The sequence below is a fragment of the Armatimonadota bacterium genome, assembly GCA_036504095.1.
Taxonomy (GTDB): Bacteria; Armatimonadota; DTGP01; order JAKQQT01; family JAKQQT01; genus DASXUL01.
In genome coordinates this window covers 202,015-223,521 of record DASXVS010000045.1, presented here as the reverse complement: position 1 = coordinate 223,521, position 21,507 = coordinate 202,015, and the positions used below count along the sequence as shown (strand labels likewise).

The following is a 21,507-nucleotide window of genomic DNA, read 5'->3' as shown; positions in this document are numbered from 1 at the left end:
GCGGCACGCAGCAATCCTCCTTCGGCAGCGCATGGCGGCTCCGCAATTGCCCATCCGCCACGTCCTGCTGGACACGCCTCTCATCGTTCGGGCGTCGACCGTGCCCGAAACCGTCCAACTCGCGGAACTCCCCGAGGAGACCTGGTCGTCGCAAACGGCCAACGCGCTCACGACGAGGGTTCCAGACGCGCTCGCGCGATTTACCATCTGACTGACACAGATTCAAGGCTCCCGGTAGCGCTTCATCCAGGTATTGATTCATCTTTCCATTCCGGAAGCGGACACAGGCCTTGAACACCAGCGGGCGACGCCGAAACGCGGCGTCCGCACTCTGGGAGGGAGCGCGGCATTCCACCCCGTCACTGCTCCTTCCGCATGTGATCGTTGGCAGACTTCGGCAGAAATGCCGGCAACACTAGATCATCCGTCTTACTCAGAAAGGAAAACAGCCTGTCATGAACAGACGCCTTCCCACTCAATGGGTGCCCGGTCTCGTTGCGCTGCTTTTGCTCGCATTGTGGCCGGCCATCAGCGCCCGAGCCACCAACCTGGCTCTCGGCAAACCCGCCTTCGCGTCGTGGAACAGTCCCGTCGCCGGGACCGGCACGGATACGACAGCCAACCTCACCGATGGCAACTTCACCACGTCCTGGAACAACGCCGGCTCTCCCAACACCGGCAACGACCAGGCGGGCGTAGACCTGGGGGCCATCTCAAGTTTCCGCTACGTGCGTTTGAACTGGACCGGGGATCACGCGACCGCCTTCACCGTTGAAGTTGGAGACGCCGTGGATACGGATCCCACCTCGTTCTTCTATGGAACGGGTGACTGGTCCATCGTCTACACACGCACGGCGGATCCCGCAGGATTCAGCACCGCCAACGATTTCATCGATATTGGCGCGCAGTCGCACCGGTATGTGCGCATTGCCGGTACCGTCAGCAGCAATACGAGCACAGTCTGGGGAATCAACGAACTCCAGGTGCTGGACGTGGCCCCGGCTATCACCGGTACGGCGCTATTCGGCACAAACCCGGTCAACAATGCCTTTATCGAAATCATCGGACCGCAGCCGGTAACAAACGGGCCGCCCTCCAGTGTCTCCAAGGCGAAAACGGATGCCACGGGCGCCTTCAATTTCACCGGGCTCTATGACGGAACATACGTCCTGTTCGCGATCGCCCCAGGGCAGTACGCTCCGGTCCAGTCCACGGCCGCCGTCTCAGGCGGTGGTGTGGTCACGCAAAATCTGACGTTCACCCAGGTTGTTCAGAACACGGCGGCCAACACCGCGCCGCTGCCGAACTACAACCTCGACAATATTTCCAACCCAGGTGAGAGCAATGGTGGCAACGCGTCCTCCGGCGGCCTGAACCTGCCCTCCGACGAGCTCCCTGCCGGCGATTCCCTGTGGTTCACAGGCGCGGCCAATGGCGGCTTCCCGGCGGGCACCACCTTCGGGCTCGGCTCCCTCATGCCTCCAACCCTGAACTTCTGGTTCCCGCCCACCGCCCCCGGCAAAAACAATGTCATCACATCCGTTAACGCCGTCATCCCCGTTCCGCCCGCGAAGTACTCCGCGTTGTACATGATCCAGAACGGCACGGACGGCCAGGGCGATACGCTGGCCTATCTGAACTACACGGACGGCACCGTTCAGCCTGTCGTCTCGGTGGCCGGTAACTCGCTGTATCGTTTCAACAACGGCGGCGGCGGTGCTGGCGATGATGAAATCGTTGCCTTCTCGGTGGACAAACGGCTTAAGTCAACGGACGGAACCGCGGTTCCCGAAGGCAATACGCCGCCGGCATTCAACGTGTTCATGCGCTTCATCATCGCGGACTCTACGAAAGTGCTGAAGAGCATCTCGTTCGGTCCCGACCTGCTGAACGCCAATACCACCCTCAGCGCTTTCATCTTCGCATGGTCGGGCGACACCATCGACGTCCCGGGCCCGGTCGGGTCCATCAGCGGCACGGTGAAGAAGCCTGTCTCCGAAGGAAGCGGCCCCGTAGCCAATGCCTTTGTCAAGATGCTGAGTTACACGATCAACACCAGCGCCGACGGCACATATATGTTCCGCGGCCTGCCGACGGGCACGTACTCGATCTCGGCGAACAAGCCGGCCAACTACCCGGTAACCACCATCAGCGTTCCGGTTGCCGCGCCTGATGCCGTGACCGGGGCTGACATCCAGTTCCCGTACCCCATCCCGGTTATTACCGACCCGCTGACCAACCCGACGCTGGACCAGATTTCGACCGACGATCCGGCGGCCACCACGACGGACCCCGCCAAGTTCGGCGACTTCCAGTTCACGGCGTTCGGCCTCGGCAGCGAATACATGCCTAAGGGGCTTTACAGCCCGAACACGGTTGCCGATCCCCTGCCGGACACCGTTCACCACAACGGCGCCAGCATCAAGAACTGGGAAGCCTCCGCGGGAGCCCCGGGCGCCCTCGCCTTCGACTTCGGCGACCCAACGATCGACTCCCCGGTTGCACCCGGTGTCGCCGGCTACCCCGAAGGCGGCACGCCCAACCTCATCAGCATCCGCGACTACGAACTGCTCGCCCCGCAGACTAACGTTCTGAACTGCTACCTCGCCGTAACCGGCCTGGAAGGCGGCGTGAACATGCGGGCGACCCTCAATTACGCGGACGGTACATCCGAGGTCAAACCGATCGCGATTTCCGACTGGTACCAGCCGGGAACATCGAACGAACTGCCCTACGTGACGATGCACGGACGCCACACAACCGCGGGCGGGCGAACCCCGCCCTGGGAAGACGGCGTGGGCAGCACCACCTCCAGCGCCGCCAACATCTACATCAAGGCCCTGGTCATTCCCTGCAACCCGGCCAAGGTGCTGCACGACATCCGATTCGACCGCAGTAACCAGACCAATAAGTACCCGTTCGTGAGCGCCGTTTCCTGGGAAACAGCGACTCCTCAGCCCGTGAGCAGCGATATCCGCGTCACGGTCAAAATGAGCGATGGCGTCACCCCCGCGGCCGGCGCCTGGATCGCGATGAGCCCGTACAGCACGAAATGCGACGCCAATGGCGTCGGCGTCTTCAAGGGCGTACCGGCCGGCCAGAAGGTCGATCTCGATGCGTTCCTGTACGGTCAAACGAAGCCCGGCGTTTTGGCGGGCCATGTTGTCCCCGTGGGCATGAAGATGCCGGCTCCGGACGACGTCACCATCACACTCCCCGCCGAGGCTCCCGTATTCACCTACCTCCCGCTGAACTACAACTTCGACATGATCGCCATGGCCGACATGACCGGTGACTACAAAGGCAGCTCCGGCGGCGACACGTGCTTCAACGGCGACCTGATGCCGGCTTCCGGCACCATCGTCCAGGACGCGCGCACCAACAACGTGCCGTTTAAGATGCCGAACAAGGAGACCTACTTCAACAACGTTCAGCGCTGCAACGGCCAGACGTGGCAGATCGCCCCGGGCCACTACAGCGCCCTGTCGATCATCGGCGAAGGCCAGGGCAACGGCAATTTCGGAACGCTGGCATATTACGAGCACTTCACACTCACGTACGACGACGGCACCAGCGAGCAGGTCCAGATCGCCCATCATGACTGGGTTGGCAACTGGACGAACCCCGGCACCCAAACGCCGAAGCGCATGTTCTACCGCGAGTTCTCGCCGGCAGCGGCCCCGAACCTGACCGATGTTGGCTTCAACATCCGCAGCCGCCGCGAGAACAACTCCGACGAGAGCCGCAATGCCGACTCCACGGCCGCCTTCGTGCAGCAATTGCTCCCCGTGAACGCCGCAAAGGTCCTGAAGAGCGTCACCCTGCCGTACATGTTCTCCGGCGTTGGCACGAACGACTTCTCGATCCTCGCCGCTACCCTTGAAGGCAGCGACGTGGTGAGCACCACCGTTACCGGCACCGTCGTCGGTCAACCGCTAGGCGCTTCCTCCTCCGGCCCGCTCAACATGGCGCAGGTGATCTTTGACGACGCGCATATGGCCTATACGGCCGCCGACGGAACGTTCAGCATCTCCAGCGTGGCCCCGGGCACATACAGCGTAACCGTTATCCCGGTCGCCACCGGCATCCTCACGAAGACGTTCCCCGCAACCATCGCCGCCGGCGCCAACAGCCTCGGCACGCTGGATGTGGGGGCCGGCCAGACGTACATCTACGCCGTACTCGGCGCGACCAACATCAGCAACGGTTTGAAGCAGATGGAAGGCGTGTTCAACGGCTATTCCTCGGATACAAACCGCCCGCGAAACCTGGTTAACGTCACCGACTCGATGACGTCGCCGGTCGCCGTTGGTGGCAGGCAGAACCGCATCGACAACATCTCCCAAGCGAACGACTACTTCTACTTCCAGGTTGACCCGGGTTGGCTGTATCGCGGCCGAATGGGCGACATCGGCAAGATGCCGTCCGAAGACGGCACGGTTCCGGGTGTTCCCGCGACCGGGCCCGGGATGGACCTGAACACCTTCGTGATGCCCGCCTCGCCCCCCGCGGGCGGCGGCGGACTGCCCGGCACCGCGAACTGGAAGGTCGGACCGCATGTCCGCATACGGATCGAATACTTCGACAACGCGAAGGCCGGACAGACCAATGACAGCATCGGCCTGAACTACAACCGTATGGAAGGCTGGACACATTCCATGTCCGGCACCCCGTGGGTCAGCACCGCGGGCGCGACCGCGACCTTGGGTTCCAACCGCACCATGCGCACAACAGACCCGTATCGAACGATCCAGACCAAGAACGCCGCCGGAACGGGCAACACAGACTGGATCGTCACTAAAGGTTCCACCAACACGTGGAAGACGTTCGAGTGGGACCTGGTCCCGGTCGCCTCGGCCAACACCTACATGGCGCCCGGCACCGCTGTGATGGAAGCCTTCGGCGCCTATAAGAACCAGAACCTCTTCGCCGACTTCCGCCTCAACCCACGCTCCAACACCGGTGACAACCCGGATATCATCCGCAGCGTCATCATCTACCTCGATGGCACTTCAGTGCCGACGCTTCCGGCGGTTCCATCCGCTTCGGACGCGCTGAAGATCGCCGCGGGCCTGCAAGCCGCAACTTCTGGTACAATGGGGGTAGACGATATTGCCGCCCCATCGGGCGTCATCACCATTCAGGACGCTATCGCTCTTGCGAAGCAGGGCCTGAAGTAACTAACTGCCGCGTCCCTCCTCCACCCTGGCGTGGAGGAGGGGCGCCTCTCCCCCTGGTGATCCACCGGGAACGGAACATTACGCCTTCATTACCGCTCTAACAGGCAGAGGGACCACTCACTGTCGGAGGGAGGAAAACGTATGAGAAGAAGAGCTTTTACGCTAATCGAACTGCTAGTGGTCATCGCAATTATCGCCATCCTGGCTGCCATCCTGTTCCCTGTCTTCGCCAGGGCACGCGAACGGGCCATGGTTACAACATGCATCAGCAACAACAAGCAACTGGGCACGGCCATGCTGTTGTACATGGACGATTCTGACAACACTCTCCCCATCTGGGCGCTCGGAAACGTGACGCCGCCTGCAGGGTTCCAATCCTACACGTGGGATGTGGCGATCTTCCCCCTCGTCAAGACGAAGAAGTCATTCACCTGCCCCACGAACAAGGCCGTTGAGGCCCGGCGAGCGACAGAAGCGAACCCTGTACGCTCGTACTCGCTGCCCCAAAACGTTAGCGGGCTTGCCATTTCGAAGATGAAGATCCCTTCGAAAACGGTGATGCTGTACGAGAAGGGAAGAGAACTCTGCGGCGTCGGCTCTGACGCCACGGGAGAGTGGTTCGACCAGACGGGACAAGGCGCTACAGGCGTACTGCACCAGTACCCCAGGGATCCCACGAAGTGGGGCTTCCCGCATGGCAGCGGAATGGGACAGGGCAAGGTATTCCTCTTTGCCGATGGCCACGCGGCCTTCTACACCGTGATGGTGGCGTCTCCGAGCACCACGAACCCATTCTGCTACCTGTTCCCGAACAGCGCTACAGGCTCCGCACCGAACGGGACAGCATACAACTGGCCGCGCACAACGGGCTGGGGCTACTGTGGTTCGGCGGACGGTTCTCACGCCGGCGCCCCGACATATCCGGGTGCAAACCTGCCCGATTCCTAGAACGCGTCGGGCTCCAACCCGCTCCATCGCATCCTTCGGGCGCCCTTTCCAGGGCGCCCGACTCGTTTACAGTTACCGAGCAACGGACAGACTCGAACGGGATGCCCACCGGCGGTTCAGACAAGCCCCCTCGCCGATCGCTATGCCCAGGTTTGTGTCAATTGCCGGGGATTCTGTCATGCGCACCCCGCAGCCCAAATACCGGGCCGCGAATCCCGTGCCTCCGGAGGGAAACGGCGCATCCCGGCGCTTTGTATCGGAGCACAAGTCGGATACAATAATCCTTGAGGAGAGACCTCCGGGACGCCTTCGATCGACTCCGTCACTCCTATCGGGTTTTTCGCGCCGCGTGAAAGCGCGGCTGGCCAACTGGTAGACGCACGGGCCGGCAGGGAGATTCCCGTCGCCCCGCGCGCGTGATCGCGATCAGCATTTCGGGGCTCAGGCCCAGGGAGGTCCCTCATGCCACAGATCGACGTAAAGGCCGCGGCCATGGCGGCACAATGCCGGCACTACGCTATGTGCAAGATCGACTATCTGGCGACCGGCCTTTGCCCCTCAGGTTCCGAAAAGCACTTCGTCACGTTCTACCCCCAGGGACGCATGGACCTTTACCGGGGCCTCGCCGAAGGGCGTATACCGATATCGGAGGCCCTCGTCGAAAGCGCCGACAGCTGTACGCTCTGCGGGATTTGCGACTACCAATGCCATTTCGTGACGGGAATGCAGCCGACCGAGGTCATGCGGGCGCTGAAGGAATACGTCGAGGAGCACGTGGATGGCGGCGGGGACGTCGTTCAACCCGCCGAGGACGATGGGCTCCGGAGACTCAGGGAGATCGTGGGGAAGGAATGGGTTTCGAACGACCCCGCCGTTCTCTGGACGTATGCCGACGACCCTTTTCCACTCGCCGGTCCGAAGATTCCCCGTTACGTCGTTCTCCCGGGGTCCACGGAGGATGTCGTCGCGATCGTCCGCCTGGCCGGAGAGCTTGGCCTCCCCTACGCCGTCAGGGGCAATGGCGGAAGCGTGTTCGGGTTCGTCTTCTCGGACGGAATCGTTTTGGATATGGGCCGGATGCGCCGGATCGAGATGGACCTCGATAACTGGTGCGCCGCCGTTGAGCCGGGCGTCACCGCATTCGATCTTCAACAGGAGGCATGGCGCCGCGGCCTTCGCGTCAATGTCGCCGAACCCGCCGCCACAGTCTGCGGCAATATCGTCTGTACGGGCATTTTCTCGACGTGGTCCAACGTTTACGGCACGGCCGCGGACAACTTCATCGATATGGAGTTCGTCGGCCGCGACGGGAGTGTGTTCCGGCTCAACGAAAAGGCCGCCACGAACCATTTCGCCTTCGAGCAGAGCGGCGCCCCCTCCCCCGGTATCTGCACAAGAGCCTTCGTCAAACTCCACCCGGCGACCGCGGACGAGGAAGGTCTGTTGGTGCCGTTCGCCGGATTCGATGAGGCCGTCCGCTTCGCCCGAACGCTCGGTCAGCGTCGAATCGGCCTCGCCGTGGCCGTCCTCGGCGCACACTATATCGCAACGTTCCTGTCACCCGGCGAGGAACTTGCGCTGAAGCTCAAGGCCGCCCTGCCGGAAGCGCTCGGCATCGAGGCGATGGTCCTCGTCATCGCCGATCAATATGGCAGGGATGCCATCGCGAAGATGGCCCCGGCGCTCATCGACTCCTCGCTCCTTCGCACGCTGATGCTCGGCCTTCCGCGCCTCGTGGAACCACGCTGGCTCGATCTTGTGCGGGATTACGAGGGACAGGAACGTCCCTTTGAACTCCTTTGCCGCCCCGAAATGCGACCGCTGATCGAGGCGATCCTCCAGCCGTCCCCGGAGACGATCGCCGAGGCCGTCCCGGAGTCGCTTCGCCCATTCTACCGGGAGCTCTATTCGCGTCCCGAGATGACGGATACGGTATGGCTCACGATGCACCGTATCGTAAGCGCGCGCATGGCTCGGCGGAAGCACGGGCTCGCGTTCCTCGTCTATCTCCCGCCGGACAGGCTCGACGTGATCCACGAGGTTCTGGATGGTTTCGCAAGAATCGCGATCGCCCAAGACATCGACCATGACTTCGGATTCCTGACCCCTCTGGATTTCGGCAAGCGGGCAATCCTGGAATACGACTACTACTTCGATCACACGGACCCGGCGCAGCGGCAGAAGATCGCGCTTGCCATGTCCGAAGCCGATCCCTGGCTTGACGGACTGACAGACCGGATCCCCGGGGTGAACACGATGAAGCCTGTTTTCTCCCAGGGTTGTTCGAGGCTTGAGCATATCCTCTACCGTGTGTGACTCGAGTGTAGATATGAGGATCGGAACCCTCCCTCTCCGACGAAAGCGGGCGGCGAAGGCGAGCCGATTCCTGGTCACGGGAGGGACAGGCTTCCTGGGCAGCCACATCGCTGTCGCTCTGCTCAGGGCGGGATATCGTGTGACGATTCTCGCGAGATCATCCCGGCGGCTCTCCGCCCGCGACAGGGTCGCGCAGATCGTCGACTGGTTTGGACTCGACAGCGAGTCGCGCGGGCGTTTGGACGTCGCAGAGGGTGACATCCTCGATCCCGGCTGGGCCGCCGCTGCACTCGGCGGCCAGGCGGGGCCGGGAGCAATTGACGAGATCGTCCACTGTGCGTCGAACACCGCATTCGCGGAGCGCAAGCGGGCCGAGATCGAGGCAGCCAACGTCGGCGGCTTGAAAAACGTTCTCGATTTCGCCGCCAAAAGCGGGTGCTGCTATTTCCACCACGTCAGCACGGCCTACGTCGCAGGACGGCGAACCGGGCTGTGCCGCGAGGATTGGGTGGAATCGGGCGAGTTCACGAACGTTTACGAAGAGACGAAGGCCCGCGGTGAGATTCTGGCGCGGGAAGCCTGCGGGCTCCACGGCATCCGGCTGAATGTCTACCGGCCCTCCATCGTCTACGGCGATTCCCGAACCGGGAGGACTCTGCGCTTCAATGCCCTGTATTTTCCGGTCAAGGCGGCCCTCATGATCCGTGACGTCTACCTCGCCGACATTCGCGAGCGCGGCGGGAGGAAGGCCGCCGAACTGGGCATCCACCTGACGGAGGGCGGCGGGGTCTTCATGCCGATCCGTGTCGAAACCGGCGCAGAGGGCGGCATCAACCTCGTCCCGATCAATCACTGTGTAGATGTCTTCATGGCCACCATGGAGGACTGCCTCAACGGCGGCATCTTTCACGTCGTCAATCCCCAGGCCACGAAAATCGAGGAGATCGTCGGGTACGCCATACGACTTTTCGGCCTGGACGGCGTTGAGACGTGCGGGACGGAGTCTTTCAAGTTGCGGCCAAGAAACGCGCTGGAAACTCTCTACGATTCCTACCTTGACGTGTATCGTCCATATATGCAGGACCTGAGGTCATTCGAGATCGAGAACACCGCTCCAGTCCTGGAGACGCACGGGCTGGTTTGTCCGCAACTGAACTTCGACAGCTTCGCCCGATGTATGAATTACGCCGTCGAGACGGGATGGGGGGCGCGCCTCTTCCCGGTCGAAAGGCGCGGGTCACAGACGGCGGACCCGGCTCTATAACCCGCTTGCCCGATACCGCGAACGGTCTTCAACGCGATCGCCGCGCCTTTGGGGCGATACGGAGTGATATGGCGCCGCCGCGAGGGTACTCGGCGGTCACCACGCGCGCCCAGCCGTTCCGGAACGGGTAGAGAGTCTTACCCACGCTGATAGCCGATGCGCCAACCGGTGTGTATGTTTGCGTCTCGCCCCGCAGGGTAACGCTCACCGCGCCGTTCTTGACGCTTATGGATGACTTCGACTTCCCATCGTCCGCCAGAACCGGCCAGACGTACCTCAGAGGGCCGGCGTAATCCGGCGTCTCGGTTCTCAGCAGAACGGAATCGGGCGTGATCGTGTACTTCTCGCTGATGAAAACCGGTCCGCTGAAATAACCCTGGTCGAGCAACTGGAACGCAACGGATTTTGGGCTCTCCTCAACGCCAAGCAGGCTCATCCGGCTGAGCGAATTGTTGGTGTACTCCGCGAGAGACCTCCACCCACCGTTCACATCCTTCCACGCGACGCCAACGGCCGCATTCACGGACGGCCCCTTCGGCAGGTACACCTGCGCGGTCGAAAGCGTCTGGCTGGGGCCGAGTTGAGGGTTGAAACCGGACTTGTGGATCCGAAGCAGGCCAGTGGGCTCGTAGTGGGAATCCGCATTAGTGTCCACCTCAACATACATGCCGCTCGCGTTGGCGAAGACTTTGTGCAGCGCCGGGTCGATCTGGAGCACGAACCCGCCGAGGTCGGCCGGGGCTGGCTGCTCCTTCACGGCCTCCGTCTCCCCGGAGTGCAGGTACACAATAGAGAGCATCGCCATCGGCAACAGATTGTACTGGCTGTGCGACGAGTACCCCTCGTAGCCGTGCTGGGCGGACGGATTCACCCAGTTCTTCACGATCTGCATCTCTCCGCTCGGCCGCATCCAGCGCTTCATGGACGCGAGCGCGAGATGAGCGGCGCGTTTGAAGACGCCGGCCATTTGCTTGTCCCCGTCCTTCAGCGCGCGGGCAGCGTAGATCTCATACGTGCAGGCTTGTTCGGCCTCGTTCCATTGATGATGGGCGCTTCGGCCACCGGCGGGCAGTTCACCGGTCGGGCTCTGCATAAACAGGCTGGTGATGGCGCCCCGTCTTAGCATCTCGGCGAGGTCGCGGGCGTGAACACCGTTGTAACCGTGAGATACCATATCCGCCGCCCAGAGACGCGGGAAATGATCGTACGCCATCGGCCCCTCGAGGTAGAGGCCGAACGACGAGCTGAAGGACTTGCCCTGCGCCGTGAGGCTTTCGGCAATGTACTTCGTGTCCGGGCGCAATCCCAGCCGGTGGAACAGCCACTCGCCGCTGAGCGCGACCACGTTCCAGTTGTTGCCGCCGATACCCGCCCGGTAGACTTTATACGGATCGAAACCGGCAATCTGCGCCTGCCATTTCGCGTACCGGGCCTTGCTGACCAGCGGGCGGAAGAGCGGCATGGCGTGGCCGATCTGCTCGGAGAAGAAATCTTCGTGATGGGTCGCGGCGCGGCCCTGGCTCAACGTGAGCGTCGCCCAGTCCATCGCCTTCGCCGCCGGCTCGAGCAGGTCCTTCCGGCCGCCGTACACCACCAGAGTGGCCGCGGCCAGTGCGAAACATGGCGTAGAATACTGAAACTCCACACGCCGGTACGGATCGATGATCGCGCCGTCCTTGTTCTGATGCTTCCTGAAGAAGTCCACGTTTCCGGCGATCAGCTTCAGGTAATCCTTCCGGCCGAGCCCGGTTGGTCTGAACGCGGGCTTCGCGGCCAGTTGGGTGCGGAATCGCTTCAGGTACGGCGCGATCGCATCCGGGGTCTTCGCGACGTTTATCCATGGGTCTGCCGCTTTGGCCGCGAAGCTCTGGTCGGTAACCCTGGGGGCCTCCGGTCCGGCGGCCGGCTCGATCGTTATCGCGTTAATGACCCAGTTTTCCCTGGGAGAGCTGAACGCGATGTCGAGCCTGTCGCCGGTCACTTTGATGGCGGTTGTCAGTGTGGCGAAGTGCGACTGGCGCGGGTGCAGGATGGGGAGTTGGACCCCGTTCACGCGCGCCTGTGTCTCGTGGTCGCCATAATCCATGTCGCCGGAAATCAGCGTGACGCGGTACGGGCCGGGCGCGACGTTCACGCGGAAGGTGGCCGGCTTATGCCCGAAAAGGTAGTCGCGGCGAAGCAGGTCGGGCGCCTTGCGGTCGCGGAGCACGAGGTCGCCCGGATCGAGCCAACCGTATCCGCGCGCCGGCGTCCAGACCTCGGTCTGAACGGGAATATAGCCGTTCTCGGCGCCGGCGGCTCCCATATCGAACTTCATGGCGTCCAGCCTTGCCATCTCGCTCCCGGCCAGTAGAAAGGCGCCAACGGCGTACTCCTGCGTGCCGCCCGGCGTAACCGGGCCCGGGGCGCCCCCCACCGGCTGGACATATCCAAGCCGGCCTTCCGGTCCGACGCATGCGACCAGCCCCCTCCAGGCGCGCCTCGCCACGGGCAGGTAGTTCTCGCGGTCGAGGAGGCCGTTGTTAATCCCCCATGCGATGGCGTAGCAATCAAACGCCGTCCCGCTCGTTTCCGGTATCGGATACTCGTCGGCGTCCCCCAGATTCGGTCTCCAGAGCCCATCCTCGCCCTGACACCGGGCCAGCGCCCTCGCCATCTGTTGGTGGAGTTGGACGAATCGCGGGCGGCCGGGGTCGTCCGCCGGCAGGTACTGCAGCACACGGACCGTCCCGCCCATCACCCAGCCGTTTCCGCGCGACCAGAAGACGGGCTTCCCGTTCCGAGTCTTCGAGCTGAAGTAGTTCTTATCCCGGTAATACAGCCCTTCGCCCTTGTTGAAGAGGAAGTCCGTAGAGTCCCAGAACATCTCGTTGAGGAACGCGAAGTATTTGCGGTCGCCCGTGATCGCGCCCAGGCGTGCGATCCCCGGCGGCGCCATGTAGAGCGCGTCGCACCACCACCAGTCCTCGCGCCCCTGCCTGGGACTCGCCATCATATTGTCAATGGCGGCCCGGTACGCCGAGAGCATCAGGGGATCGCGCCGGATCTCGTACAACTCCGTGAAGACCTGTCCGCAACACAGGTTGTCCGCGAATCGCTGATCCGTCCCCCAGGGAGCCCATTTGGCCTCGGCGTCTGCCCATTTAAGTGCGGCATCCAGGTACCGCACTTCGCCGGTGGCGCGGTATGCGGCGAGGACTCCGGTATAGAGAGAAGCGCGAACCCAGCCTCCGTCCGGAGGGAGCGCCTTCGTGCGGGAGATTTCGTAATCCGCCACCTTCCGCATAAGCGAACGGATAGCCGGAGGGGTGAGGGACTCGTCACCGGCTGGTGTAACGGTGTTCTGAGCCGGTACAGGAGCGGCGAAGAGCGGGATACAGCCGATCGCCAGAGCGCATCTACGGAACATAAGCATACTCCTCGGCAATTGCGCTGCGGCGAGCGGCCTCGCCGCGGACCATGCACCCAGTATAGTGATCGACCGCTGCGCCAACCAAAGGCCTCACTGCGCTCCCGGCCGCCGGCGGCGAGCTGCCATACGCGATGATCCGTCCCGCAGGATGGATTTCCGCACGTTCCACGGACATACTGGTTTCAAGAACAATCCTCCGGACCACCCGTCCATTATCCCTTAGTCGCAATGCCCGACCTGTTCCGCGGAACCGTAGAGAGCGCGGCGCCAGAGCACCCGAACCGCCGGCGTGCCCTGTTCCCCTCCGTCCGGTCGCCCCAGGGCAAGCGGCGGCAGCGTATTTGGTTCCTGCGGGCGCTGCTCCTGACCACCGCCCTCATTCTGGCTGGCCGTCCCGCGCCCCGCGCCCGAGCGGCAGAGGCCGCCACCGCTACCTACCGCGCGATGCTGAAGGACTATATCCGCTACGCCGAGACCCTGTGGCACGACGCACCCGGGCAGCCCGGAATGGGGTATTGGGGCACCGGCAGATCCGACTGGAACAACGAAGGCATCCGCGCGGTAAGCACGACAGCCGTGGCGTACGCCTATCTGTACCGGCGCGGCGACCATGTCTCCGCGCGCATCGACCCCGCCTTGCGCTGGTGCGCCGAGACCCATGTGACGGGCCCAGCGGTTTGCACGGACGGCAAACACTGGGGGAATTCGTGGCAGAGCGCCATGTGGGCCGGCAACGTCGGCGTCGCGGCCTTTCTGGTAAAGGACGCGTTGAGCCCCGAGACGATGGCCGCGGTCAAGCGGTGCGTCGCCGCCGAGGCAGACCGCTTCAACGACCTGGCCCCTCCCAACATGGCTACGGGTGACACCAAGGCCGAGGAGAACGCCTGGGACCTCACCGCCGCGTCATCCGCCTTGCTTCTCATGCCGGAACACCCCCACTCTGCCATGTGGCGGGAAACGGTGTCGCGATGGGGATTCAACACGCTGTCCTGCTCCGCCGATAAGTACGATCGTACCATCGTCGACGGCAAACGCGTTTGTGACTGGGTTACGACGGCGCAGGTCTTCGACGATTTCACGTTGGAGAACCACGGCATCTTCCACCCTGTGTACGCGATGGTCGGTCCGGCCACAAACGCCCAGGCGGCGGTGGCGTTCAGGCTGGCCGACAGGCCGGTTCCCGGAGGACTGAAGCACAGCGTGCTGAAGGGTTGGGGAATGCTCCGGTATATCGTGTGCGCCGACGGTGAGTGGCTCTACCCGCAGGGGCTCGACTGGGACCTGCACGATTACGAGCACATCCACTACTTCGCGATGCTCGCCACCCTGTACAGCCTGCCGGAGGCGGCGCTACTGGAACGGCGTATGGCAGGGTATGCGCGCCGGCGCCAATTGCTGAACGGCGGCGGGCGTTTCGTTGGCGACTCCGGCAATCTCGGCTTCGCGCGCGAAGCGGTGCAGGCGGAGCGGATCACCTTCGCCGCGATGATGCACGAGCAGTTCGGCGAGCCGAAGACCTCAACCGATGCCGAATGGGGGCGTATGGTGCGTGGCCTCACACCCGCAAAGGCGTTTGACCGGGCCGGTTTCGTCGTTCATCGAACGCCGCGCGGTTTGACGTCGTTTTCCTGGAACCACCAACTGATGGGGCTCGCCCTGCCGGAATCGGCGAAACACCTAGATCGTCCTTACGTCACCACACCGTGGCAGGGCAGCCTGGTTGGGCGGTTCACGGTGGACGGCCAGTCTGGCGCAGAAGCGGCGCGGTTCAAAGTGCTTGACCACACGGTCCAGACCGACAGAACCGGCTTCGCCGTGACCCTGGATGCGGAAATCAATGACGGAGCGCTGCGCCAGAAGATGGCCGTGTTGTCGGTCGCGCCGGGCGTCCTGGCGTACGTTGACAGGGTAACGGCAATGCGCGCTGTCGTGATTACCTTGGAACGCGGCCTGCCCATCGCGATTGAGAACGATGACGTAAGCGGCGGCAGCCGTCAGCTGACCTCCGGGCCGGAGAAGACCGAGATCAAAGCAGGGTTGGAACGCGACGTGCCGTTGATCGGAAACTGGGCGAACGTGGACGGACGCCTCGGCTTGGTCTCTCTTCGCGGCAGCATCGTGTATCGTGCGGCCGGCAAGCCGAACCGTCCGGGCGCGCGGGAGGATATACTCTTCGGATCGTACGATGGCGAGCGCCGCGCGTTCAAGACCGGTGATATCGTTTCCGAGCGGGCCGGCCTCATTCTGCTGGACGGCACGGTCAGGGAGACCGCGGCTCTGGCTAAGAGTGCACGCGTGACCCAGTCGGGGGGTTCGATCACGCTCACGTTCAAGGGACCGGATGGCAAACACCACACGCTGTCGCTGAAGGGAGGCGAACCGTGACTATCAAGCCGCAGGCTGAATGCCGCTGGGACCTGGTGAGCCTCGGCGAGGTGATGCTGCGTCTGGACCCGGGTGACGGCCGGATCAGCACAACGCGGACATTCCAGTGCTGGGAGGGCGGCGGCGAGTACAATGTGGCGCGCGGGCTCAAGCGGTGCTTCGGCCTCGAGACCGCCATCGTCACGGCCCTGACCGACAATCCGGTGGGCCGTCTGATCCAGGACCTGATGTACCAGGGCGGAGTGGACCAAAGTCACGTTGGGTGGGTGCCCTACGACGGCATCGGGCGCGCGGTCCGGAACGGGCTCAACTTCACGGAGCGCGGATTCGGCGTGCGGGGCGCGGTTGGCTGCTCGGATCGCGGGCATACCGCCGCCTCCCAGCTCAAGCCCGGCGACATCGACTGGGAGCGGATCTTCGGCGCGGAGGGCGCTCGCTGGTTCCACACGGGAGGGATCTTCTGCGGCCTTTCCGAGTCAACACCGCTTGTGGCCCGCGAAGCCATGGAGTGCGCGCGACGGCACGGGACCATCGTGTCCTATGATCTGAATTACCGTCCTTCTCTGTGGAAAGGCGTGGGAGGGCAATCGGCCGCGCAGCGCGTCAATCGCGGCCTTGCCCCGCTCATCGACGTGATGCTGGGCAACGAAGAGGACTTCACCGCTGCTCTGGGCCTGGAGACTGAAGGCATCGACGAAGCGTTCGCCGATCTCGACTTATCGGCCTTCAGGCGGATGATTGAGCGCGCCATCCGCGAGTATCCCAACTTCCAGGTTGTCGCGACCACACTTCGCGCGGCCCGCACAGCGACGCTCAACGATTGGGGCGCGGTCTGCTATGCCGGCGGGGAGTTCCACGAAGCGCCGCGACGCGAGGGCCTGGAGATCCTCGACCGGGTGGGCGGGGGCGACTCGTTCGCGAGCGGGTTGATCTATGGGTTCCTGGCGGGCAAAGGGGCCCAATGGGCCGTCGACTGTGGGGCTGCGCACGGCGCATTGGCCATGACGACGCCCGGCGACACGACGATGGCCACGCTGACCGAGGTTGAGCGCTTGATGAAGGGTGCCGGCGCCCGGGTAGACAGGTAACGACGATGAACAAATCGGAGACATTGAGCACGCTGCGCGAGGTCGGTATCATCCCGGTGGTGCGCGCCACGTCGCCGGAAGAAGCGATGGCCGTGGCCGACGCCATCCGCGCCGGAGGGATCCCGATCCTGGAGATTACCATGACAGTCCCGAACGCGGTCGACGTGATCCGGGCCGTGTGCGTGCGATACGGAGACGAGGTCGTAGTGGGAGCCGGTACCGTTCTGGACCCCGAAACGGCGCGCGCTTGCATCCTCGCCGGAGCGCGGTTCGTGGTGGCCCCATCGCTGAACTCTGCGACCATCGAAATGTGCCGCCGGTATTCGGTGGTGGTCGTCCCGGGAGCGTTGACTCCGACTGAGGTCGTCACTGCCTGGCAGGCCGGCGCCGACGCGGTGAAAGTCTTCCCGTGCAGCGCCGTGGGCGGCGCGTCCTATCTGAAGGCGCTCAAAGGTCCCCTCCCCCAGATCGACCTCATCCCCACGGGCGGCGTTTCGCTTACCACAGCCGCCGACTTCATTCGCGCCGGGGCGTTCGCGCTCGGTGTAGGCGGGGACCTGGTGGACCTCGCGGCGATCCGGGCCGGGAACGCAGGAAAGATCACCGACGCCGCGCGGGACTACGTCGAGATAGTTCGAAATACGCGAGGAGAGTGCGCATGAACACGGAACAGCTGCAGACCAATCTCATCTACCACGGGACACACAGCCACGTCGGCCGGTACGAGGCCGTGACGCAGGCCAACAGCGCAATGAAGCACCTGGGCTACGCGCGCATCCGGCTCAACGAAACGAAACCGAGGGTCGGGTTCGACACGGGCGGCCGCGAAATCGGGCTGATGTGCCTCAGCGGTGAAGGAACGGTTGCCGTTGGCGGTCGAACCTATGGCCTTCAGCGATACGATTCGATCTACATCCCGCGCTCAACGCAGGTTGAGGTTTCGACCACCTCCGTTCTGGACCTCGCGGAGTGCTCCGCGGACGTGGAAAACGCTTATCCCGTTCAGTACGTGCCCTACACATCCGTTAAGGACGACCCGACGCTTGTCTTCACGGCCGGTGGGCCGGCCAGCACACGGCACCTGAACATCCTCCTGGGAAAGAACGTTACGGCCGGCCGGATCGTGATGGGAATCACCACGACGGATCCGGGACATTGGGCTTCGTGGCCGCCGCACGAACATACGGATATGCTCGAGGAACTCTACGTGTACTGCGAGATGCCCGCGCCGGCCTTCGGGGTGCAGTTCGTGTATACCGACCCGCTCAATATGGAGTTCATCGGCGCAGTGCGCGAGGGGGACGCAGTGATCATGCCTGCCGGCTACCACCCCAACGTGGCCTGTCCCGGGCACAGCATCACGTTCATCTGGATGATGGCCGCGCACCGCGAAGTGGAGGACCGCCAGTTCGGTGTGGTGAACGTTCAACCCGACTTCGCCGCCGGCGGCAGCGGCCTGGAGGCGAGCCGAAAATGACCGGAGCCACCATTCCCGCGACGGTTCGCTTGGGCAACCGGCGCTGGTCCATATGCGCGCTCCTGTTCTTCGCTACGACCGTCAACTACCTGGACCGCGCTATCATCAACGCCCTCGCCCCACGCCTGATGGCAGACCTGGGTTGGGACAAAACCCAGTATGGCTACGTTACGACCGCGTTCCAGGTGGCGTACGCGATCGGCCTCGTCGCGAGCGGCGGAGTGATCGACAGGCTCGGCACACGCAAGGGGTTCGCATGGGCCGTGGGACTCTGGAGCCTCGCGGCGATGGCGACCGGGATGGCACGCCACATCGCGGGATGGCTGCCGGCGCAGGTGCCGTGGTTCGGCGTCGCCGCGTTCATTCCGGCGACGGTGCTGACGTTTACGGTCGCCCGTTCCCTGCTGGGGCTCGCCGAGGCCGGCAACTTCCCGGCAGCGGTGAAGACGGTGGCGGAGTGGTTCCCGCGGAAGGAACGCGCCCTCGCGACCGGGATTTTCAACGCCGGCACCAACGTCGGCGCCGTCCTGGCGCCGCTTGCCGCGGTGTACATCACACTCTGGTGGGGCTGGGAATGGGCATTCATATCAACCGGGGCGGCGGGGTTCGCCTGGCTGGCCTTCTGGCTAACGATGTATCGCAAACCGGAGGAGGACCCGGGTCTCACGCGCGCGGAACTGGACCACATCCTCAGCGACCCCCCTGAGCCGGCCACGAAGATACCGTGGGCAAGCATCCTTCCGTTCCGCCAGACGTGGGCATTCTCCATCGGCAAATTCCTCACGGACCCGGTGTGGTGGTTCTGGTTGTTCTGGCTGGGTATCTTCCTTAAGGACCGCTTCGACGTCAAACTGGAGGGTATCGCCGCGCCGCTGGTATTCATCTATGTGGCCGCCGATATCGGAAGCGTAGCGGGCGGATGGTTGTCCTCGGACCTGATCCGTCGCGGTTGGAGCGTGAACGCCGCGCGCAAAACGGCAATGCTGATCTGTGCCGTTTGCGTGGTACCGGTTATCGGCGCGCTGTTCACCACATCGATGTGGACGGCGGTCGGCCTCATCGCGCTGGCGGCGGCGGCGCACCAGGCGTGGTCATGCAACCTGTTCACTCTGGTCTCAGATACGTTTCCGCGCCGGGCGGTCGGTTCCGTCGTGGGCTTCGGGGGCATGTGGGGCGCGGCGGGAAGCGTATTTCTCACTCTGCGGGTCGGACCTTATCTCAAATCGCATAAGGACTCCTACCTGCCGTTCTTCCTGATCGCCGGGTGCGGCTATATCATAGCGCTGCTGATCATCCATCTGCTGGCCCCCAGGCTGAAGCCGGCCGATGTCGAGTAGAAAGGACACCGTTGTGGTTCTCGACGATTTCAGATTGGACGGCAAGGTTGCCCTCGTCACCGGCGCGGGCGTCGGCCTCGGACGGGGGATGGCGCTCGCGCTCTCGCAGGCCGGCGCCAACGTCGCCTGCCATGGCCACCCGGACGCACTGGATACCTGCCGCATTATCGAGGGGAACGACCGCAAAGCTCTCGGCCTGTCCGGTGACCTCCGGAACGAGAAGACCCCCGCCAGTCTGGTGGACGCAACCATCCACGCTTTCGGTCGCATCGACATCCTCGTGAACAACGCGGGCATGATCCGGCGCGCTTCAGCAGTAGACTTCACCGACGAGGACTGGATGGACGTCCTCAACCTCAATCTCAACGGAGTCTGGCGCCTCTGTCGGGAAGCGGGCCGCCACATGCTGGAACGCGGCAGCGGCAAAATCATCAACATCGCCTCCCTGCTGTCGTTCCAGGGCGGGGTTTTCGTCCCGGCGTATACGGCCAGCAAGAGCGCCGTTGCCGGGCTCACGAAGGCGCTCGCCAACGAATGGGCGCCAAAGGGCGTGAATGTGAACGCCATCGCTCCGGGCTATATGGCCACCGACAACACCGCGGCCCTGCGCGCCGATGAGACCCGCAGTCGCCAGATTCTGGAGCGCATCCCGGCCGGACGTTGGGGTACGCCGGAAGACCTGGGACCAGTCGCCGTCTTCCTCGCTTCCGAAGCCTCGCGGTACATCCACGGCCACGTCCTGGTGGTGGATGGCGGTTGGATGGGGCGCTGAACCCCGAGGGAGATCACTATGGTCATACGTTATTCGTTCCGGACCGCTGTCGTCACGATGTTCCTGCTGGCAGGGGCTTCCGTGTTAGGCCAGGAAAACCAAGTCAAGCAGATCAAGGTAACGCTGCGAAACCCCACTGCGATCGCGCGCCCAAACGAGCCGATCGTCATCACACTTGCGGATATCGCCAAAGCTGCGCCGGACTTCAAGGCCACCTCGTTCATCGTCACAACCAGCGACGCCGCGACGCCGGCCGATGACGCACGCGCGAAGGCATCCCGCCCTCTGGCTTGCCAGGCGGACGATCTTGACGGCGACGGCAAGGCGGACGAGATCGCCTTCGAGGTCGATCTGGCGCCCCTTTCCACCAAGGTCGTGACCATCTCCTACGGCGCCGAAGAACTCATCAAACCCCTGCGAGTATCATTTCCGAAGCGCGCGCACGCCTCGTTCCAGACGAAGTACGAAGGGATGGGCTGGGAGAGCGACCGCGTGGCCTGGCGCATGTATTTCGACGCGCGAAACGCGTTCGATATGTATGGTAAGCGTCAGCACTGCCTTGCCTTGGACTACTTCGCCCAGCCCGGAGTGGACTACCACGCCGAGTCGCCCATCGGCCGCGACACGTTCAAGATCGGTGATGCGTTGGGCATAGGTTCGGCGGGCGCCTATGTCGACGGAAAGGCGGTGAAGATCAGCGAAGTGACGGATCGCAAGTGGAAGGTCATCGCGGATGGTCCGGTGCGCGCGATCTTCGACCTGATCTACACGGGTTGGAGCGTGGCGGGGAAGAAGGTGGACATTAACAGCCGCGTTACCGTCTGGGCGGGCCAGCACTGGTTCGACCATGCGATCACGGCCCGAAACGCGAACGGCGTGACACTCATTACCGGCCTTCCCCGAAAACCCGGCGTCGCGTTCTCGTCCGGAGTCGCTCTAGAGAACGGGCAGGCCCGTTACACGGAAACCTGGGGTCACCAAGCCCTGATGCCTGGCGCGACAGCGACGGAAGCGCATCCGGACCAGAACCTCGGTCTGGGGATCATCGTGCTTCCAGGTGCCGGCGGATCGGCGGACGAGTTGCCCGATGCCGCGGATCACATCGTTCGCGTGCCGGTGACGACGATGAATGGAACCATAACGACCCAATGGCGTGTCGTCTCCGCGTGGGACCAGGAACAGCCGGATGGTGACAGCGTTCTGGGGTTGGATCCGGCGATGACCCTGCCGGTCGCCCTGCGCTCCGAGGAAGGCTGGAAGCGCTATGTCGCCGGCGTCGCGTCCCGATACGCTCAACCCGTGACCGTCAGCGTCTTGCCGTGAGTTAA

The 21,507-nt window shown here is 63.5% G+C and carries 13 protein-coding genes; 12 read left to right on the top strand and 1 reads right to left on the bottom strand.

What is annotated here, in order from left to right:
• The 5 genes from VGM51_10815 to VGM51_10795 all read left to right on the top strand — a co-directional run.
• Positions 1-211, top strand: a 211-nt coding sequence (locus tag VGM51_10815) for a hypothetical protein (protein ID HEY3413528.1), incomplete at its 5' end; no start/stop codon positions are given.
• Between the two features lie 244 nt (positions 212-455).
• Positions 456-5,180 carry a carboxypeptidase-like regulatory domain-containing protein gene (locus tag VGM51_10810; protein ID HEY3413527.1) on the top strand — a complete coding sequence of 1,575 codons (4,725 nt, stop codon included), beginning with the start codon at positions 456-458 and terminating at the stop codon, positions 5,178-5,180.
• Between the two features lie 141 nt (positions 5,181-5,321).
• Complete coding sequence (locus VGM51_10805; protein HEY3413526.1) at positions 5,322-6,128, top strand: prepilin-type N-terminal cleavage/methylation domain-containing protein; 807 nt, start codon at positions 5,322-5,324, stop codon at positions 6,126-6,128.
• Between the two features lie 462 nt (positions 6,129-6,590).
• A complete protein-coding gene (locus VGM51_10800) occupies positions 6,591-8,444 on the top strand; it encodes an FAD-binding protein (protein HEY3413525.1) in 1,854 nt (617 codons plus the stop codon).
• A 13-nt stretch (positions 8,445-8,457) separates the two neighbouring features.
• Positions 8,458-9,708 (top strand): SDR family oxidoreductase, encoded by a 1,251-nt coding sequence (locus VGM51_10795; GenBank protein ID HEY3413524.1) that lies wholly within the window; start codon positions 8,458-8,460, stop codon positions 9,706-9,708.
• Positions 9,709-9,736: 28 nt separating this feature from the next.
• Here VGM51_10795 and VGM51_10790 read toward each other — a convergent pair whose 3' ends face one another.
• Positions 9,737-13,117, bottom strand: a complete 3,381-nt coding sequence (locus tag VGM51_10790) for a glycoside hydrolase family 88 protein (protein HEY3413523.1) — start codon at positions 13,115-13,117, stop codon at positions 9,737-9,739.
• A gap of 231 nt (positions 13,118-13,348) precedes the next feature.
• Between VGM51_10790 and VGM51_10785 the strand changes: the two genes are divergently transcribed.
• Genes VGM51_10785 through VGM51_10755 form a run of 7 tightly spaced genes read left to right on the top strand, consistent with a single transcriptional unit; the run spans position 13,349 to position 21,502 of the window.
• Positions 13,349-15,505, top strand: coding sequence for a hypothetical protein (locus VGM51_10785; protein ID HEY3413522.1), 2,157 nt, complete (start codon positions 13,349-13,351; stop codon positions 15,503-15,505).
• Complete coding sequence (locus VGM51_10780; GenBank protein ID HEY3413521.1) at positions 15,502-16,593, top strand: sugar kinase; 1,092 nt, start codon at positions 15,502-15,504, stop codon at positions 16,591-16,593. Before VGM51_10785 ends, VGM51_10780 begins: the two co-directional genes overlap by 4 nt.
• A 5-nt stretch (positions 16,594-16,598) precedes the next feature.
• Positions 16,599-17,255: a bifunctional 2-keto-4-hydroxyglutarate aldolase/2-keto-3-deoxy-6-phosphogluconate aldolase gene (locus tag VGM51_10775; GenBank protein HEY3413520.1), complete on the top strand. Its 657-nt coding sequence runs from the start codon at positions 16,599-16,601 to the stop codon at positions 17,253-17,255.
• Complete coding sequence (locus tag VGM51_10770) at positions 17,252-18,070, top strand: 5-deoxy-glucuronate isomerase (protein ID HEY3413519.1); 819 nt, start codon at positions 17,252-17,254, stop codon at positions 18,068-18,070. Before VGM51_10775 ends, VGM51_10770 begins: the two co-directional genes overlap by 4 nt.
• Positions 18,067-19,407, top strand: a complete 1,341-nt coding sequence (locus VGM51_10765) for an MFS transporter (protein ID HEY3413518.1) — start codon at positions 18,067-18,069, stop codon at positions 19,405-19,407. The genes VGM51_10770 and VGM51_10765 overlap by 4 nt, the downstream gene beginning before the upstream one ends.
• Positions 19,397-20,179 carry a 2-dehydro-3-deoxy-D-gluconate 5-dehydrogenase KduD gene (gene kduD / locus VGM51_10760; protein HEY3413517.1) on the top strand — a complete coding sequence of 261 codons (783 nt, stop codon included), beginning with the start codon at positions 19,397-19,399 and terminating at the stop codon, positions 20,177-20,179. Before VGM51_10765 ends, kduD begins: the two co-directional genes overlap by 11 nt.
• Before the next feature lie 18 nt (positions 20,180-20,197).
• A complete protein-coding gene (locus tag VGM51_10755; protein HEY3413516.1) occupies positions 20,198-21,502 on the top strand; it encodes a DUF4861 family protein in 1,305 nt (434 codons plus the stop codon).
• Positions 21,503-21,507: the final 5 nt, after the last annotated feature.

Coding starts and splice junctions, on each gene's coding strand:
- VGM51_10790 (HEY3413523.1), bottom strand. CDS start 13,117: ATGTTCCGTAGATGCGCTCTGGCGATCGGCTGTATCCCGCTCTTCGCC.
- kduD (HEY3413517.1), top strand. CDS start 19,397: ATGTCGAGTAGAAAGGACACCGTTGTGGTTCTCGACGATTTCAGATTG.
- VGM51_10805 (HEY3413526.1), top strand. CDS start 5,322: ATGAGAAGAAGAGCTTTTACGCTAATCGAACTGCTAGTGGTCATCGCA.
- VGM51_10785 (HEY3413522.1), top strand. CDS start 13,349: ATGCCCGACCTGTTCCGCGGAACCGTAGAGAGCGCGGCGCCAGAGCAC.
- VGM51_10795 (HEY3413524.1), top strand. CDS start 8,458: ATGAGGATCGGAACCCTCCCTCTCCGACGAAAGCGGGCGGCGAAGGCG.
- VGM51_10755 (HEY3413516.1), top strand. CDS start 20,198: ATGGTCATACGTTATTCGTTCCGGACCGCTGTCGTCACGATGTTCCTG.
- VGM51_10810 (HEY3413527.1), top strand. CDS start 456: ATGAACAGACGCCTTCCCACTCAATGGGTGCCCGGTCTCGTTGCGCTG.
- VGM51_10770 (HEY3413519.1), top strand. CDS start 17,252: ATGAACACGGAACAGCTGCAGACCAATCTCATCTACCACGGGACACAC.
- VGM51_10775 (HEY3413520.1), top strand. CDS start 16,599: ATGAACAAATCGGAGACATTGAGCACGCTGCGCGAGGTCGGTATCATC.
- VGM51_10765 (HEY3413518.1), top strand. CDS start 18,067: ATGACCGGAGCCACCATTCCCGCGACGGTTCGCTTGGGCAACCGGCGC.
- VGM51_10800 (HEY3413525.1), top strand. CDS start 6,591: ATGCCACAGATCGACGTAAAGGCCGCGGCCATGGCGGCACAATGCCGG.